Annotated in this window: 13 protein-coding genes; 5 read left to right on the top strand and 8 right to left on the bottom strand. The window is 64.5% G+C overall.

Features of this window, described 5'->3' with window-relative positions; genetic code table 11:
• Positions 1 to 98: 98 nt before the first annotated feature.
• Positions 99 to 1,589: an aldehyde dehydrogenase family protein gene (locus U873_RS0123100; RefSeq protein WP_025130493.1), complete on the bottom strand. Its 1,491-nt coding sequence runs from the start codon at positions 1,587 to 1,589 to the stop codon at positions 99 to 101.
• 171 nt (positions 1,590 to 1,760) lie between these two features.
• On the opposite strand from U873_RS0123100, the gene U873_RS0123090 reads away from it, so the two are divergent.
• The 3 genes from U873_RS0123090 (at position 1,761) to nadE (ending at position 4,911) form a co-directional block, all read left to right on the top strand.
• The gene (locus U873_RS0123090) at positions 1,761 to 2,663 is read left to right on the top strand and encodes a LysR family transcriptional regulator (RefSeq protein WP_025130492.1); all 903 of its coding nucleotides are present in this window, start codon (positions 1,761 to 1,763) and stop codon (positions 2,661 to 2,663) included.
• Between the two features lie 202 nt (positions 2,664 to 2,865).
• On the top strand, positions 2,866 to 4,080 hold the full coding sequence (gene pncB, locus U873_RS0123085) for a nicotinate phosphoribosyltransferase (RefSeq protein WP_025130491.1): 1,215 nt from the start codon (positions 2,866 to 2,868) through the stop codon (positions 4,078 to 4,080).
• 3 nt (positions 4,081 to 4,083) lie between these two features.
• On the top strand, positions 4,084 to 4,911 hold the full coding sequence (gene nadE / locus U873_RS0123080) for an ammonia-dependent NAD(+) synthetase (protein WP_025130490.1): 828 nt from the start codon (positions 4,084 to 4,086) through the stop codon (positions 4,909 to 4,911).
• Between the two features lie 152 nt (positions 4,912 to 5,063).
• On the opposite strand, the gene azu is transcribed toward nadE, so the two are convergent.
• Complete coding sequence (gene azu / locus U873_RS0123075) at positions 5,064 to 5,510, bottom strand: azurin (protein ID WP_025130489.1); 447 nt, start codon at positions 5,508 to 5,510, stop codon at positions 5,064 to 5,066.
• Positions 5,511 to 5,851: 341 nt separating this feature from the next.
• Between azu and U873_RS0123065 the strand changes: the two genes are divergently transcribed.
• Together U873_RS0123065 and U873_RS36995 are read left to right on the top strand one after the other, a co-directional pair.
• Complete coding sequence (locus U873_RS0123065) at positions 5,852 to 6,439, top strand: TIGR00730 family Rossman fold protein (protein WP_025130488.1); 588 nt, start codon at positions 5,852 to 5,854, stop codon at positions 6,437 to 6,439.
• Positions 6,440 to 6,507: 68 nt separating this feature from the next.
• Positions 6,508 to 6,684, top strand: coding sequence for a hypothetical protein (locus tag U873_RS36995; protein WP_177330302.1), 177 nt, complete (start codon positions 6,508 to 6,510; stop codon positions 6,682 to 6,684).
• A 19-nt stretch (positions 6,685 to 6,703) separates the two neighbouring features.
• On the opposite strand, the gene U873_RS0123055 is transcribed toward U873_RS36995, so the two are convergent.
• The 6 genes from U873_RS0123055 to U873_RS0123030 all read right to left on the bottom strand — a co-directional run bounded on the left by U873_RS0123055 (position 6,704) and on the right by U873_RS0123030 (position 15,476).
• Complete coding sequence (locus U873_RS0123055; RefSeq protein WP_025130487.1) at positions 6,704 to 7,084, bottom strand: NUDIX domain-containing protein; 381 nt, start codon at positions 7,082 to 7,084, stop codon at positions 6,704 to 6,706.
• 77 nt (positions 7,085 to 7,161) lie between these two features.
• Entirely contained in the window at positions 7,162 to 8,052 is an 891-nt protein-coding gene (locus U873_RS0123050) for a transglutaminase family protein (protein ID WP_025130486.1), read from the bottom strand.
• On the bottom strand, positions 8,052 to 10,538 hold the full coding sequence (locus U873_RS0123045) for a circularly permuted type 2 ATP-grasp protein (protein WP_025130485.1): 2,487 nt from the start codon (positions 10,536 to 10,538) through the stop codon (positions 8,052 to 8,054). The genes U873_RS0123050 and U873_RS0123045 overlap by 1 nt, the downstream gene beginning before the upstream one ends.
• An 87-nt stretch (positions 10,539 to 10,625) precedes the next feature.
• The gene (locus U873_RS0123040; RefSeq protein WP_025130484.1) at positions 10,626 to 13,901 is read right to left on the bottom strand and encodes a DUF2126 domain-containing protein; all 3,276 of its coding nucleotides are present in this window, start codon (positions 13,899 to 13,901) and stop codon (positions 10,626 to 10,628) included.
• Positions 13,902 to 14,070: 169 nt separating this feature from the next.
• Positions 14,071 to 14,532, bottom strand: a complete 462-nt coding sequence (locus tag U873_RS0123035; protein ID WP_025130483.1) for a hypothetical protein — start codon at positions 14,530 to 14,532, stop codon at positions 14,071 to 14,073.
• A 2-nt stretch (positions 14,533 to 14,534) separates the two neighbouring features.
• Positions 14,535 to 15,476 (bottom strand): NAD synthetase, encoded by a 942-nt coding sequence (locus tag U873_RS0123030; RefSeq protein ID WP_371261342.1) that lies wholly within the window; start codon positions 15,474 to 15,476, stop codon positions 14,535 to 14,537.
• Positions 15,477 to 15,592 lie beyond the last annotated feature (116 nt).

Here is a 15,592-nt window from a genome sequence, read left to right as displayed (position 1 = left end):
TCAACGAACCACAGACGCTGAAACGCATTGATCGCGATTCGCCAGCCAGCTGGCTCCTACAAACCGACCTGTAGGAGCCAGCTTGCTCGCGAACAACTTCAATCGAAGGTGATGCCCTGGGCCAATGGCAGCTCCCAGGAGTAGTTGACGGTGTTGGTCTGGCGCCGCATGTAGCCGCGCCAGGCATCGGAGCCGGACTCGCGACCGCCCCCGGTTTCCTTCTCGCCGCCGAAGGCGCCGCCGATCTCGGCGCCGCTCGGGCCGATGTTGACGTTGGCAATCCCGCAGTCGCTGCCCACCGCCGACATGAACTGCTCGGCTTCGCGCACATCGGTGGTGAAGATGCACGAGGACAGGCCCTGGGGCACGGCGTTGTTCAGGCGCAGGGCTTCTTCGAAGTCGCTGTAGCCAATCACATAGAGGATCGGGGCGAAGGTTTCGCTGCACACCACCTCGCTCTGCTCGGGCATTTCAACGATGGCCGGCGATACGTAGTAGGCATTGGGGAACTGGTCCTGCAGCTGGCGCTGGCCACCGAAGACCCGGCCGCCCTCGCTCAGGGCCTGCTCCAGGGCATCCTGCATGGCCTCGAAACTGTGTTTGTCGATCAGCGGGCCGATCAGGTTGCCTTCCAGCGGGTGGCCGATGCGCACCTTGGAATAGGCCGTCTTGAGGCGGCTGATGATTTCCTCTTTCACCGACTCGTGGGCAATCAGGCGACGCAGGGTGGTGCAACGCTGGCCGGCGGTACCCACGGCACTGAACAGGATGGCGCGCACCGCCATGTCCAGATCGGCGCTCGGGCCGAGGATCATGGCATTGTTGCCCCCCAGTTCGAGGATGCTGCGGGCAAAGCGTGCGGCCACTTTCGGCGCCACTTCGCGGCCCATGCGGGTACTGCCGGTGGCGCTGATCAGGGCCACCCGCGGATCGTCCACCAGGGCGGCACCGGCATCACGGCCACCGATGATCACCTGGCTCAGGTACTCGGGGGCATCGCTGAAGTTCTTCAGCACACGCTCCAGCAGCGCCTGGCAGGCCAGGGCGGTGAGCGGGGTCTTCTCCGAAGGTTTCCAGATCACCGAGTTGCCGCACACCAGCGCCAGGGTGGTGTTCCAGGCCCAGACCGCCACCGGGAAGTTGAAGGCGCTGATGACCCCGACCACGCCCAGCGGATGCCAGGTTTCACGCATGTGGTGGCCCGGGCGCTCGGAAGCGATGGTCAGACCGTAGAGCTGGCGCGACAGGCCGACGGCGAAGTCGCAGATGTCGATCATCTCCTGCACTTCCCCCAGCCCCTCCTGGGTGATCTTGCCGGCTTCCCAGGACACCAGTTCCCCGAGGTCGGCCTTGTACTCGCGCAGCACTTCGCCGAACTGGCGCACCAGCTCGCCACGGCGCGGTGCCGGCACCTTGCGCCACAGGGCAAATGCATGCTCTGCGCGACTGACCTGCTGCTCCACTTCGGCAGCGCCCTGCCAGTTCACCGCGGCGATGCGGCTGCCGTCGATGGGCGAATGCACAGGCTGTGTGCCCGACTGGTACAGAGCCGGGTTCACACCCAGACGATCAAGCAATGCGGCAACCATGGGGGTCACTCCTTACAGATGAATGCGAAAAATCCCGACCGCTGCGACGGCCATCAAGGCCTGTAGTTGTAGCTGGCCCGAGACTTGCCAACAAACGACCTTTAAGCGAGATATCATTCCGTTTATTCATGCTGAGCCGGCCTCCAGCACCGATAAGAACAAGGACAAGCCATGCTGAACAAACGCTACCTGCCGTCGATCACTGCCCTGCAGTGCTTTGAAGCCGTGACCCGGCACCTGAGCTTCACCCGCGCCGCCGAGGAACTCAACCTCACCCAGAGCGCCGTGAGCAAACAGGTGGCGCAGTTGGAAGAACTGCTGCAGCACCTGCTGTTTCGCCGCGTGCGCCGACGCCTGCAACTGACCCCGGCCGGCGACCTGTACCTGGTGGAAGTGCGCAAGATCCTCACCCAGGTGGAGATGTCCACCCATTACCTGCGCTCCTACGGCGGCGAGACCGAGGTGCTGCGGGTGTCCACGCCCTACACCTTCGGCGCGCGCTGGCTGGTGCCAAGGCTCAAGGGCTGGCGCCTGCGCCACCCGCACATCCATCTGGACTTGTGCAACGAACAGGAGCCGGACGAGCTGCTCCAGGGCCACGCCGACCTGGCGTTCTACTTCGGCCAGGGTTCGCGCCCCGGCACCGAGAGCCTGAAACTGTTCAGCGAGGAACTGGTGGCGGTGTGCGCCCCCGACAGCCTGCCTGCCGAGCCCTTGACCGATCCGCGGCAACTCACCGAGCTGGTGCTGCTGCAGAACGCCTCGCGGCCCCAGGGCTGGCACGAGTGGTTCGACCAGCAGGGCTACCAGACCGAGCACAGCTACCACGGCCCGCGCTTCGAGACCTTCTATATGTGCATCCGCGCGGCCCAGGTCGGCTGCGGCGTGGCGCTGCTGCCCCGGTTCCTGGTGGAGGAAGAGCTGGCCGAGGGCAAATTGGTGATCGCCTGGAAACACGCGATGCCCAGCCAGGACGCCTACTACCTGGCCTATCCCGAGCATTCGGCGGAGGTGCCCAAGGTCCGCGACTTCGTGCGCTGGATGCTGGAACACAACGATTCCCCTCTCCCGTAGGAGCCGGCTTGCCGGCGAACAGGCCCTTGAGCCCTGCACAAGGCTGAAGGTTGATTCGCTGGCGAGCCAGCTCCTGCGGCCGGACAATCACCCACCACGAAAAAACACTGGCAAAGCGCCGGGCGTCTATGCGCCACTAGCGCCTTCACAGAAAGAGCTGAAGCCGCCGCTGTCTGTTGCGGCCAGCATGGAGATTCCCGTTATGAGCGAGAGTGTGTTTGCCGATCGCATCGTGCAGAACCTGCTCGACACCGACTTCTACAAACTGACCATGATGCAGGCGGTGCTGCACAACTATCCCAACGTGGAAGTGGAATGGGAGTTTCGTTGCCGTAACAGCGAGGACCTACGGCCCTACCTGGCCGAGATCCGCTATCAGTTCGAGCGCCTGGCGGAATTGAGCCTGAGCGCCGACCAACTGGGTTTTCTCGAACGCATCAGTTTTCTCAAGCCGGACTTCCTGCGTTTTCTCGGGTTGTTCCGCTTCAACCTGCGCTACGTGCACACCGGCATCGAGAACGGCGAGCTGTTCATCCGCCTGCGCGGCCCCTGGCTGCACGTGATCCTGTTTGAAGTGCCGATGCTGGCCATCATCAGTGAAGTGCGCAACCGCTATCGCTACCGTGAAGTGCTGCTGGTACAGGCCCGCGAACAGCTGTACCGCAAGTTCGACTGGCTGAGCGCCAACGCCAGCAGTGAAGAGTTGTCCGAACTGCAGGTGGCGGATTTCGGCACCCGCCGGCGCTTTTCCTACCGGGTCCAGGAAGAAGTGGTGAACGTGCTCAAGCACGATTTCCCCGGGCGTTTTGTCGGCACCAGCAACGTCCACCTGTCCCGCGAGCTGAACATGAAGCCCCTGGGCACCATGGCCCACGAATGGATCATGGCCCACCAGCAACTCGGGCCACGGCTGATCGACAGCCAGATTGCCGCCCTCGATTGCTGGGTCCGCGAATACCGCGGTCTGCTGGGCATCGCCTTGACCGACTGCATCACCACCGATGCCTTCCTCGGCGACTTCGACCTGTTCTTCGCCAAGCTGTTCGACGGCCTGCGCCACGACTCCGGGGACCCGATCCTCTGGGCGGAAAAGGCCATCGCCCACTATCACAAGCTGGGCATCGAGCCGATGAGCAAGACCCTGGTGTTCTCCGACAGCCTGACCCTGCCCCGTTCCCTGGAAATCTTCCGTGCACTGCGGGGTCGGATCAATGTCAGCTTCGGCATCGGCACCAACCTGACCTGTGACATTCCCGGTGTCGAGCCGATGAGCATCGTGCTTAAAATGGCTGCCTGCAATGGCCAGCCCGTCGCCAAGATCTCCGATGAAGCGGGCAAGACCCATTGCAAGGATCCGAACTTCGTCGCTTACTTGCGCCACGTTTTCCAAGTACCAGCCCAACCTGGCAAGGAGTGAATCATGCAAGCCGTACAGCGTGAGATTGCGCAGCAGCTCAAGGTCCAAGCACCTTTTTCCGACCACGCCGCCCTTGAGGCGGAAGTCGCCCGGCGCATCCGCTTCATCCAGGATTGCCTGGTCAATTCCGGGCTCAAGTCCCTGGTGCTGGGCATCAGCGGCGGCGTCGACTCGCTGACCGCCGGCCTGCTGGCCCAACGCGCCATGCGTGAACTGCGCGAGCGCAGCGGTGATGGCAGCTACCGTTTCATCGCCGTGCGCCTGCCCTATGAAACCCAGTTCGACGAGCACGATGCCCAGGCTTCGGTGGATTTCATCAACCCCGATGAACGCCACACGGTGAACATCGGCCCGGCGGTCAAGGCCCTGGCCAATGAAGTGGCGGCCTTCGAGGGACAGCATGCGGTGTCCCGGGATTTCGTCCTCGGCAACACCAAGGCGCGGATGCGCATGGTCGCCCAGTACACCATCGCCGGCGCCGCCCATGGCCTGGTGATCGGCACCGACCACGCCGCCGAGGCCGTGATGGGCTTTTTCACCAAGTTCGGTGATGGCGCCTGCGACCTCGCGCCGCTGAGCGGGCTGGTGAAAAACCAGGTGCGCTCCATCGCCCGGTATTTCGGTGCTCCGGAGTCGCTGGTGGAGAAAGTCCCTACTGCCGACCTCGAGGACCTCTCCCCGGGCAAGCCGGACGAAGCCTCCCACGGCGTCACCTACACCGAGATCGACGCCTTCCTGCACGGCCACCCGGTACGCGAAGAGGCCTTCAGGATCATCTGCGACACCTACCGCAAGACCCAGCACAAACGCGTGATGCCCTTCGCCCCATGACCCGCCTCGCGCTGTAGGAGCCGGCTTGCCGGCGAAAAGGCAGCCTGATGCTGCACAAGGCTCAGGACCTCTTCGCAAGCAAGCCCGCTCCTACGGATGCACACAAAAAAGCGCCCCTCGGGGCGCTTTCTTGTTGCAGCCAGGCCTGATGCTTACTTCAGGACGATAGCGCCCTTCATCATCGAGTTGTGGCCTGGGAACGAGCAGAAGAACTCGTAGCTTTCGCCCGCGGTCAGCTTCGATACGTCGAAGGTCACCGAGTCTTTCTCGCCAGCACCGATGATCTTGGTGTGGGCGATGACGCGGGTGTCACCTTCCTTCAGGTAGTTCTTGTCGATGCCGGCGGCCATGCCGTCGGTGGCGATGCCAGCCATGTCTGCGGTTTTGCTCAGGACCCAGTTATGGCCCATGACGTTCTTCGGCAGGCTGCCGGAGTGGGTCAGGTTCACGGTGAAGGTCTTGCAGCTCTTGTCGATGGTGATTTCCTTAGTGTTGAAGGACATCTGGTCGGTAGAGTCGACATCGACCTTGCATTCGGCAGCCATCAGTTGGCTGCTGGCCAGTGTCAACAGGGATACCGCAACGAGTTTGGCAAACATGGTGAATCTCCAAGGCAGGGTTAACAAAATCCATCTGAATCCATGGGACGGAAGACTGCCTGAATTTCTCGCAAGTTCCTATGATTTGCATCAAAAAATTGTATACAACTCTCTGCTATCGGACCGATCGAGACAATCAAGCGGCCAGCGTCCAAACCCGGCCCTAGAATCGCCCCATCATCCCTGCCGGAGCCATCGCCATGCCCCTCAACAGCCTGCTGCAGAGCCTGCTCGCCGCCTATGCCTGTGGCGCCAGTGGCACCCATGCAACTGCGGTTTAATGCTTGGAGCCACGCCTTGGAGCCTTTACCCTGATGCCATCAATGACCTCGGAGCAAGGCATGTCGTTAACTTCTGTCTGTGTATTCTGTGGCGCCAGCACCGGTGCCAATCCCGCCTACCGTGAAGCCGCCCAGGCCCTGGGCCGTGCCCTGGCCGAGCGCAAGCTGACCCTGGTCTATGGCGGTGGCGCAGTGGGCCTGATGGGCATCGTCGCCGACGCGGCCCTGGCGGCTGGCGGTGAAGTCATCGGGATCATCCCGCAAAGCCTGAAGGACAAGGAAATCGGCCACAGCGGCCTGACCCGCCTGGAAGTGGTGGACGGCATGCATGCCCGCAAGGCCCGCATGGCCGAACTCAGCGACGCCTTCATCGCCCTGCCTGGTGGCCTCGGCACCCTCGAAGAGCTGTTCGAAGTCTGGACCTGGGGCCAACTGGGCTACCACCACAAGCCCCTGGGCCTCCTGGAAGTGAACGGCTTCTATGAAAAACTCAGTGGTTTTCTCGACCATATCGTCGGCGAAGGCTTCGTCCGTGCCCCGCACCGTGACATGCTGCAAATGAGCGAGTCGCCCGCCAGCCTGCTGGCTGCCCTGGACGCCTGGCAGCCCTCTGTCCCGGACAAATGGGCCGAGCGCAAACCCAGCTAACCACCCAGGCCCGATAACAGGCAGAATACGCGCCGCTCAACCTCACCTTCGACCCCAGAGGATCGCCCATGGCCAAACCCAACTACTCCTTCGCCAAACGTCAACGCGACCTGGCCAAGGAACAGAAGAAAGAGGAAAAGCTGCAACGCAAGAAAGCCGCCGCAGAAGAAGCCGGCACACTGAGCCCGGATGCGGAAGGTGAAGTGGGCGTCGACGACGCCGAGCATCAGGCGCCCCAGGCCTGAGCAGCGCGAGGCCTGAGCATCAGCTCAGGCCCAGTGCCCTGAAAATCGAATCGCGATACCCCTGGGGCAGATTGGCCGGCAACCCGGTGGCGGCGAACAGGCCGACCTCCTTGTGCTCATGGCTGACCTTCGGCTCGAAGCCGCCCTGCAACTGGCAGCGGTAGGTTGAAATGAACACCCGCTTGCCGGGAATCACCTCGAACAGGTACGAATCCAGCGGCTCGCCCACCCTCACCTGCAGATCCAGCTCCTCGGCGATCTCCCGGGCCAGGCACTGCGGGGCACTCTCCCCCACCTCGATCCGCCCGCCCGGCAATTCCCACTCGTCACGCTCGTTGAGCATCAGCACCACCCGACCGTCCGGGGACTGCAAGACGCCCTTGATCGACACTGCAAACATCACTGCCTCCCTTGTGCCCTGCAACCTGTCGTTGCAGCCGTGCAATCGTTTATCACTGCGCCACCGCAAGCCCCGGATCACTCCAGGGGCATGACAGTCACCCGGACCTCCGGATCATGGTTGCCACCGCCAAGAATCACCCCGCGCAACGGCGAGACATCGGAAAAGTCCCGGCCCCAGGCCAGGGTGATGTGCTCCAGCGCCGGCTGCACATTGTTGGTGGGATCAAAGTCCACCCAGCCCAGCACCGGACAGAACACCGAGACCCAGGCATGGGAGGCATCGGCGCCGATCAGCCGTGGCTGCCCCGGCGGCGGCTGAGTCAGCAGATAGCCACTGACATACCGCGCCGCCAGCCCCCGCGAGCGCAGGCAGGCCAGCATCAGATGAGCGAAATCCTGGCATACCCCGCGGCGGCGTTCCAGGACCTCTACCAATGGAGTGGCCACCTGGGTCGCCTCGGCATCGAAGGTGAACTCGCGGTGAATCTGCTCCATCAGCGCCTGGCACCCTTGCAACACGGGCCGCCCGGGAGGGAAGCAGCCCTCGCAGAACTCGACGAAACGCTGCTTGAGGTGCACATAGGGCGATTCGAAACGAAAGCGGCAAGCCTCCAACAAGGCCACGGACAGCGGCCGGCCACTGTAGGTCAGGGCCTCACAGGCGGCGTCCCAGGCCAGGGACGCCGCGAAGTCCAGGGCCGGCCGCTCCAGCACCTCGACACTGAGCTGGGCATTGACCTGCAACTCGTCATGGGGCCGCTCGAACGCCAGGCGAGTCAGCGGGTTGCCGAATACGTCCTGCTCATCGCGGCGGGAGGTGGGCTGCGGGCTGATCAGCAACTGGCGCTCGGTGCAGTGCTGCCAGGCGCAGGCCCGAGGCCACAGGTGGGCCAGTTGCTGGGCCAGGGACACCGGGCTGTCGTAGCGGTAGTGAGTGTCGTGGAAAACCTGGTAGCGCGCGCTCATCAGACCGACACCGTTTGCTGGCTGACACCCTCTACATGGGCGAAGTGCCGCAAGGCCAGGCGATCGGAAACCTGACCGCTGACCTCGGCGATTTCCGCCAACAGCTCCGCCAGCCCTTCCAGCGCGGCCCGGACACTGGCCTCGCCAAACAGAGCGTTCTCCAGGCAACCCAGGTCGAAATGCGCCAGGCGCTGCACCAGCCTCGGCAGCGCCAGCTCCCGGGGCGCACCAAAATCGTCGTTGAGGCGCTTCAGCGTGCGGGTCACCAGCTTGAGCTGGAACAGCACCGCGTGGGGGTTCTGCTCATCCAGCAGCAACAGGTCGAGGACCGGGATCAACTGGGCCACCGCCAGGTAGCGCGAACGATAAGTGATGCTGCTGTTGCCCAGCTCCAGCAGCCATTCCAGGCTGGCCTGGTCGAAGGCCGCGGGGCCTCGCAGGAACGCCGCCAGGCTGCTGCTCAGGAACTGCAGGCGTTCAATGCGTCGGCCGATCATCAGGAAGCGCCAGCCTTCATCCCGGGTCATGTCGTCCAGGGCAAAGCCGGAGAGCGCGGCCAGAGACATCACCAGGCGATTGAGGAAGTCCAGCAGCTCCCCAAAGTCCGGTTGCGCGGTGTCCAGCTCCTGGGACTCGCGCTGCAACTCCACCAGGGCCTGCCAGTTTTCCCGGGACAGCTTGCCACGCACCTGGGACGCCGCCCACTGCAGGCGCTGCAGGTTGCAACGCAGGCTGAAGGACCAGTCTTCACCCAGCAGGGCCTGCAGCAGGCGCTCGGGCAATTCGCCTTCGTCGGGCAGCAGCATCAGGCTTTCCCCCAGGTCCACCGCCGCCAGCAGCGCGCGCGGGTCATCGCCATCGACGTAGCGCGCCAGCATGATCCGCAGCAACCGTGCACTGCCATCACAGCGCTCGCAATAACGACCGAACCAGAACAGGTTTTCCACCACCCGCGACGGCAGGTAGGGATCGCGGCGCACCAGGTCATAGACGCCAATGGTGCGCTGGGCCTTCCACTGCTCGCCACTGGGCACCCGTTCTCCTAGTACCCAGGTGTCCTTGCTGGCCCCACCACGCTGCATCGACACCACCTCGGCATCGGCATCGGCGGCGACCCGGGTCAGGCCGCCAGGCAACACCCGATAGCCTGCTTCGCAGGCCACCGCATACACCCGCATGCCAATGGCCCGGGGTTGCAAGCAACCCTCTTCGGCTTGCCAGACCGGAGCCTGGGACAGTTGCGGCAACGCCTGGGCGACATAGGCATAGGGCCGGGCACGCATGCGCTCGGCGAGACGTCGGCGCTGCTCCGGATTCAGGTCACGCCCCAGCACCGGGGTGAAGCTCTGAGACGCAAAGGCCGGCTTGACCAGCAACTCGGGAAGTGCCTCCAGGGCCTGTTGCAACACCGGCGCCTCGCCGCACCACCAGGTGGCAATGGACGGCAGGAGCAGTTCTTCACCCAGCAGGTACTGGCTGATTTTCGGCAGAAAGCCCAGCAGTCCGGGCGACTCCAGCACGCCACAGCCCAGGGCATTGGCCACCAGCACCCGGCCCTGGCGCACCGCATCCAGCAGGCCGGGAACCCCCAGGGCCGAATCGGTGCGCAGCTCCAGGGGATCGCAGAAATCGTCGTCCAGGCGCCGCATGATGGCGTGCACCCGACGCAGGCCACTGAGGGTCTTGAGGTACACCGTGGCGTCGCGCACCGTCAGGTCACCGCCCTCCACCAGCGGGTACCCCAATTGGCGCGCCAGGTACAGGTGTTCGAAATAGCTCTCGTTGAAGCGTCCCGGGGTCAGCAGCACGATCAGCGGCGCCTCGGCATCCCGGGGGGCCTGGCGGGCCAGGGTTTCCTGCAGGGTGCGAAAGAACCCGGCCAGGTGCTGCACTTGCAGGTCGCGGTACAGGTCGGGGAAGGCCCGGGACACAATCATTCGGTTCTCCAGGGCATAACCGGCCCCGGAAGGCGCCTGGGTACGATCGGCAGTGACCCACCAGCGTCCATCGGGGGTACGCGCCAGATCCACCGCATACAGGTGCAGGAAGGTTTCCTGCGGCGGCCGGATGCCCTGGCACGGCCAGAGAAAGTTGTTGTGGCCAAACACCAGCTCAGCCGGCAGCAGCCCTTCGCTGATCAAACGCTGCGGGCCGTACAGGTCTGCCAGCACCGCGTTGAGCAGGCGCGCGCGCTGGGCAATCCCCGCTGCCAGCCGCTGCCACTCATCCGCTGGAATCACATGGGGCAGCAGGTCCAGCTCCCAGGGCCGGTCGGCGCCCTTGGGGTCGGCATAGACGTTGTAGGTGACGCCGTTCTCGTGGATCTGCCGGGTCAGCAGCGCCTGGCGCTGGGCCAACTGCGCCGGGCTGCTGCGTTGCAACTGCTCGAGCAGGCGCTGCCAGTGCGCCCGGACCGCGCCCTGGTCATCCAGCAACTCGTGGTAGGTACCCGCCGTCAGCGGGTAACGGTCTAGCAAGTCAGGCATGGAACACTCGGCAGACGGCAGGGAAAGTCAGATTAACGCACGGCCATGACACCCGGATATGGCTATCTCGCAGGCGTTGCAGGTGGATTAGAAACGTCGCAAATCCAGGGTCATGGGCAGCTCATCGTTGATCACCAGAGGCGGTACCGGCAGGCTGCCGGGGCTGTGCCCCAGACGGAAGAAGCGCGCCATGCGCCGGCTTTCCGCCTCATTGGCGTTCACCGGCAGGCTGTCGTAGTTGCGCCCGCCGGGATGGGCCACATGGTATTGGCATCCGCCCAGGGAACGCTGCACCCAGGTGTCCAGCAGATCGAACACCAGCGGCGCGTGCACCGCGATGGTCGGTTGCAGGCAGTTGGCCGGCTGCCAGGCGCGGTAGCGCACGCCGGCCACGTACTCGCCCACCCGCCCGGTGGGGTACAGGGGCACCGCCACGCCGTTGCAGGTCAGTACATGCCGCTGCGGCGTCAGCCCGCTGACCTTGACTTGCAGCCGCTCCAGGGAAGAGTCGACGTAGCGCACCGCGCCACCGGCGCCGCCCTCCTCGCCCAGCACATGCCAGGGTTCCAGGGCCTGGCGCAGCTCCAGTTCGATACCGCTGAGCGCATAGTCGCCAACCTTGGGAAAACGGAACGCCAAGTGGGCAGCAAACCATTCGGCCCGCAGCGGGTAGCCGGCGGCATTGAGCTCCACCAGCACATCGGCAAAATCCTGTTCGATAAAGTGCGGCAGCAGGTAACGATCGTGCAGTTCGGTGCCCCAGCGCACCAGCTTGTCAGGGGCGTAGGGCTCGCGCCAGAAACGCGCCACCAGCGCCCGCAACAGTAACTGCTGGACCAGGCTCATGCGCGCGTGGGGCGGCATTTCAAAGGCCCGCAGTTCCAGCAATCCGAGACGCCCGCTGGCGCCTTCCGGCGCGTACAGCTTGTCGATGCAGAACTCGGTGCGGTGGGTATTGCCGGTGACATCGATCAGCAGGTTGCGCAGTAGCCGGTCCACTTGCCAGGGTGGGCATTCCTCGCCGGCGGCCGGCATCTGCGCAAAGGCGATTTCCAACTCATACAGCGCGTCGTTGCGCGCCTCGTCGATCCGCGGAGCCTGGGACGTCGGGCCGATGAACAACCCGGAAAACAGATAGGACAGCGACGGGTGATGGTGCCAGTAGCTGATCAGGCTGCGCAGCAGATCGGGACGCCGCAGGAACGGCGAATCCGCCGGGGTCGCGCCGCCTAGGACGAAGTGGTTGCCTCCGCCGGTGCCGGTGTGGCGCCCATCGATCATGAACTTCTCACTGGCCAGGCGCGTCTGCCGGGCTGCTTCGTAGAGGAACTCGGTGCGCTCCACCAGCTCGTCCCAACTCGCGCAAGGCTGTACGTTGACTTCGATCACCCCGGGGTCCGGGGTCACCCGGAAGCTGCACAGGCGCGGGTCCGCCGGAGGCTCATAGCCCTCCAGCAGCACCGGGCTATGCAGTTCTTCAGCAGTGGCCTCGATCACGCTGACCAGCTGCAAGTAATCTTCCAGGCGCTCCAGGGGCGGCATGAACAGGTACAGGCGCCCTTCCCGCGCTTGCGCGCAGAGGGCGGTGCGGGTCAGCCAATCGGCCGACTGATCGATGGTCGGTTGGCGCTCATCCAAGGGCCCGGGATCGCCGATCGCGGCCAGCTGGGCAGGGTCCGGCAGTTCGGCAAAATCCTGGTTCGGGTCGCTGGCGTGAATGAACGGGTACTCCGCCGCGCTGACCCAGGGCTGGGAGGCCAGGGGCAGGCGATAGCCCAGGGGCGAGTCCCCCGGCACCAGGCGGCAATGGCTGTCGCGCAAGTACCAGCGCCCGCTCTGCCATTGATCACCCTTGGCCGTGCGAGCCAGGGGCAGGACCTGGCCAATGACCTGGTCCAGCCCCTGGCTGAATACCTGGCGCAACCGCTGGCGCTCCAGTGCATCTTCCAGACGCGAGTCCTCGGCGCTGACATTCGATGGCAGGCGGCCTTCGCGCCACAGGTAGTAGAAAGTGTCCTCGTAGGCCGGGAACACAAAGCGCGCCGGCAGCTTCAGGCGCTCGGCAACACGGGCGAGAAAACGCTCGGCCAGCGACGCGTCAGCCTGATAGTCCTGATGCTCATCGGCAATCAAGGCGCCGTTGCGCCAGACCGGCACGCCATCGCGCCGCCAGTGACAGTTCAGCGACCAGCGCGGCAGTTGCTCTCCCGGATACCACTTGCCCTGGCCGAAGTGCACCAGCCCCTGAGGTGCATAGTGCTGGCGCAGGCGCTGGAACAGCTCACCGGCCAGGCGCCGCTTGTTTGGGCCCAGGGCCGCGGTGTTCCATTCGGCGCCATCCGGGTCGTCGATGGCCACGAAAGTCGGCTCGCCGCCCATGGTCAGGCGCACATCGCCTTCCAGCAGGTCGACGTCGATCTGCCGGCCCAGAGCCTGGATCGCCAGCCATTGCTCGTCGCTGTAGGGCTTGGTCACCCGGGGCGCTTCCCAGATCCGCTCCACGCTCATCTCATGGCTGAACTCGCACTCGCAGGGCTCGACCAGACCGCTGATGGGCGCTGCGGAGGACGGATCGGGACTGCAAGCCAGGGGAATGTGCCCCTCGCCGGCGAACAACCCGGAGGTGGCGTCCAGGCCGATCCAGCCGGCACCCGGCAGGTAGACCTCGCACCAGGCGTGCAGGTCGGTGAAATCCGCCTCGGTACCCGCTGGACCGTCCAGGGCTTTGACGTCCGCCGTCAGCTGGATCAGGTAACCGGAGACGAAACGCGCCGCCAGCCCCAGGTGGCGCAGCAACTGCACCAGCAGCCAGGCCGAGTCCCGGCAGGAGCCGGACGCATTGGCCAGGGTCTGCTCCGGGGTCTGTACCCCGGGCTCCATGCGGATCAGGTAGGTGATGTCGGCGCTGAGCCGCTGGTTCAAGCCCACCAGGAAGTCCACCGCCGGCAAGGGTGCACGCGGGATGCCTTGCAAGTAGGCCTGGAAAGTCGGAGTCAGGGGCAGGGTCTGCAGATAGGGCGCCAGCTCCCGCCCCTCATCGGCGGCATAGGCAAAGGGAATGCGTTCGGCGTAGGGCTCGAGAAAGAAGTCGAACGGATTGAAGACTGCCATCTCTGCCAGCAGATCCACTTCGATGCGCAGCTCGGTGGTTTTTTCCGGGAATACCAGACGCGCCAGGTAATTGCCCTGGGGATCCTGCTGCCAGTTGATGAAATGCTGCTCGGGCTGGACCTTCAGCCCATAGGACAGAATCCGCGTGCGGCTGTGGGGGGCCGGGCGCAGGCGAACGATCTGCGGGCCCAGTTCCACGGCGCGGGCGTAGCGATAGTGGGTGACGTGGTGCAATCCGACATGAATCGACACGGCGTGCCTCCTGCGGGCCTGAGCGGTGGAGCAACCTGCGCAAGACTTATGCCAGCGCACAGCTCCAGGGTTTGCTCAGCAACCCGGGGCAGCAGAGCACCAAAACCGCGCAATCGGCGTGTCGAGGTGCAACCGGACGCACTCGGATGCAGCGCACGCCAGCCCCCACTCACCCCCGGCGGCGGGGTTGCCCGGCCGCCTTCTTGATGCGCTGGCGCTCATGGCGAATACCCAGCAGTTTTTCGCGCATTTCCCGATGCCGCTTGCTATTGAGCAGCAGCAACCCCAGCAGTGGCAGCAGAAGAGCAAACGCATACACCGCCTGATGGGGGTGGTACAGGATCATCGGAGCGGTCATCACCAGGCAGCCAAGAAAATACCCGGCCACCACCCACACCGCCCAGGAACGGCCACGGATGATCATCAGGTTGCCCAGCACCAGCACCGGTATCAGCACCAGCAGGGCGATCCCCAGATAATCGGTGCGCTGTGCCGGCGGCAGGCCACGCCAGTAGGTGGTGCCAGCCAGGGACAGCAGGGTCGAGGCGCTGAAACAGCCCAGCAGCACCGTGCACATGAAAACCGGGAAGTACTGTGCGAGGAATGCCCGCAGCGATCCGCCGCCAACCACCTTCATTCGTTGAACTCCTCGTACAGCCCCACGGCCAACGTCTTGCCCTCTTTCAGATTGCCCGCCCGGTAGCTCCCCCAGACCGACATGCCGCCGCCCACGGCGTCCTTGATCTGGGTCACTGTGGCGTGGCGGATCTCGCTAGAGGCATAGCGCTTGGGCAGTGCACCGGCCCGTTGCCGCAGCTTCAACAGCTTGGAGGTCAGGCTCGGGTCGCGCAGGGTCAGCAGCTCGCGGGTGAGCTTGGCCCGCTCCTGGCGATTGAGCCCACGCAACAGTTGATACCAGCTCTTGCCGACCCCGGAGGCCTTGCTGGCCTTGAGCAGCTTGACCGTGGTCAGCGCCGAGCCGCCCACGCCCACCAGGGAGATGCCGTCGAGAATCGGCGATACCGTGGTGTACCACTCGGCATCGTCCATCTCGTCGTTGGCTTCGGGGTTCTGGATTTCATTCAGTACCCGCACGCCACCTATCGCGCACTGCGCGGTGCCGGCTGTGGCGGCGGCCACCCCCAGGCCGACCATGAAGACACTGGCACCCGCGGTGAACGGCACGGCAATGCTGCCGCTGAGCACCACGATCCAGCCCAGTACCGCCGCGCCACAGGACAGCGTGGCATTCATCGCCTCGCTGGCCAGCCGGGACTCCCGGGGGTTCTTCTTCACTTCTTCGATGTACTGCTGGGGGGTGATGTATTTCTTCACCTCCCGCAGGATCAGCCGCTTGGGCGTGATGCTGCAGATCGGCTTGAACTCGCGCAGGGTCACCACATTGAAGTCGGCATCGATGTACACCACCCCGGCCCCGACGATCGCCGGATCGGCATCGATGGCGGCGAACAGCCGAGGCAGGTTGACCTCGCTTTCGATGCGTTGACGGGCGAAAAACTGCGAACGGTTGGAATCCATGCCGATGCCGGCTAACGGGCTGGTCACGCTACTCATCCTTGAACTGAAGAGGACATCCACCACCGGAGCAAGGCGCAAGGCCGGTGGCACCAGATTGAAAAAACCGGGCCACCTTAGCAAAGCTCAGGGGGGCTGTTGCCCACTCCCGGGCA

It is taken from the genome of Pseudomonas sp. PH1b, assembly GCF_000633395.1.
In the GTDB taxonomy this organism is placed as follows: domain Bacteria; phylum Pseudomonadota; class Gammaproteobacteria; order Pseudomonadales; family Pseudomonadaceae; genus Aquipseudomonas.
Note: the sequence above shows the minus strand (reverse complement) of the source record. Positions and strands in the feature narration are given on the sequence as shown.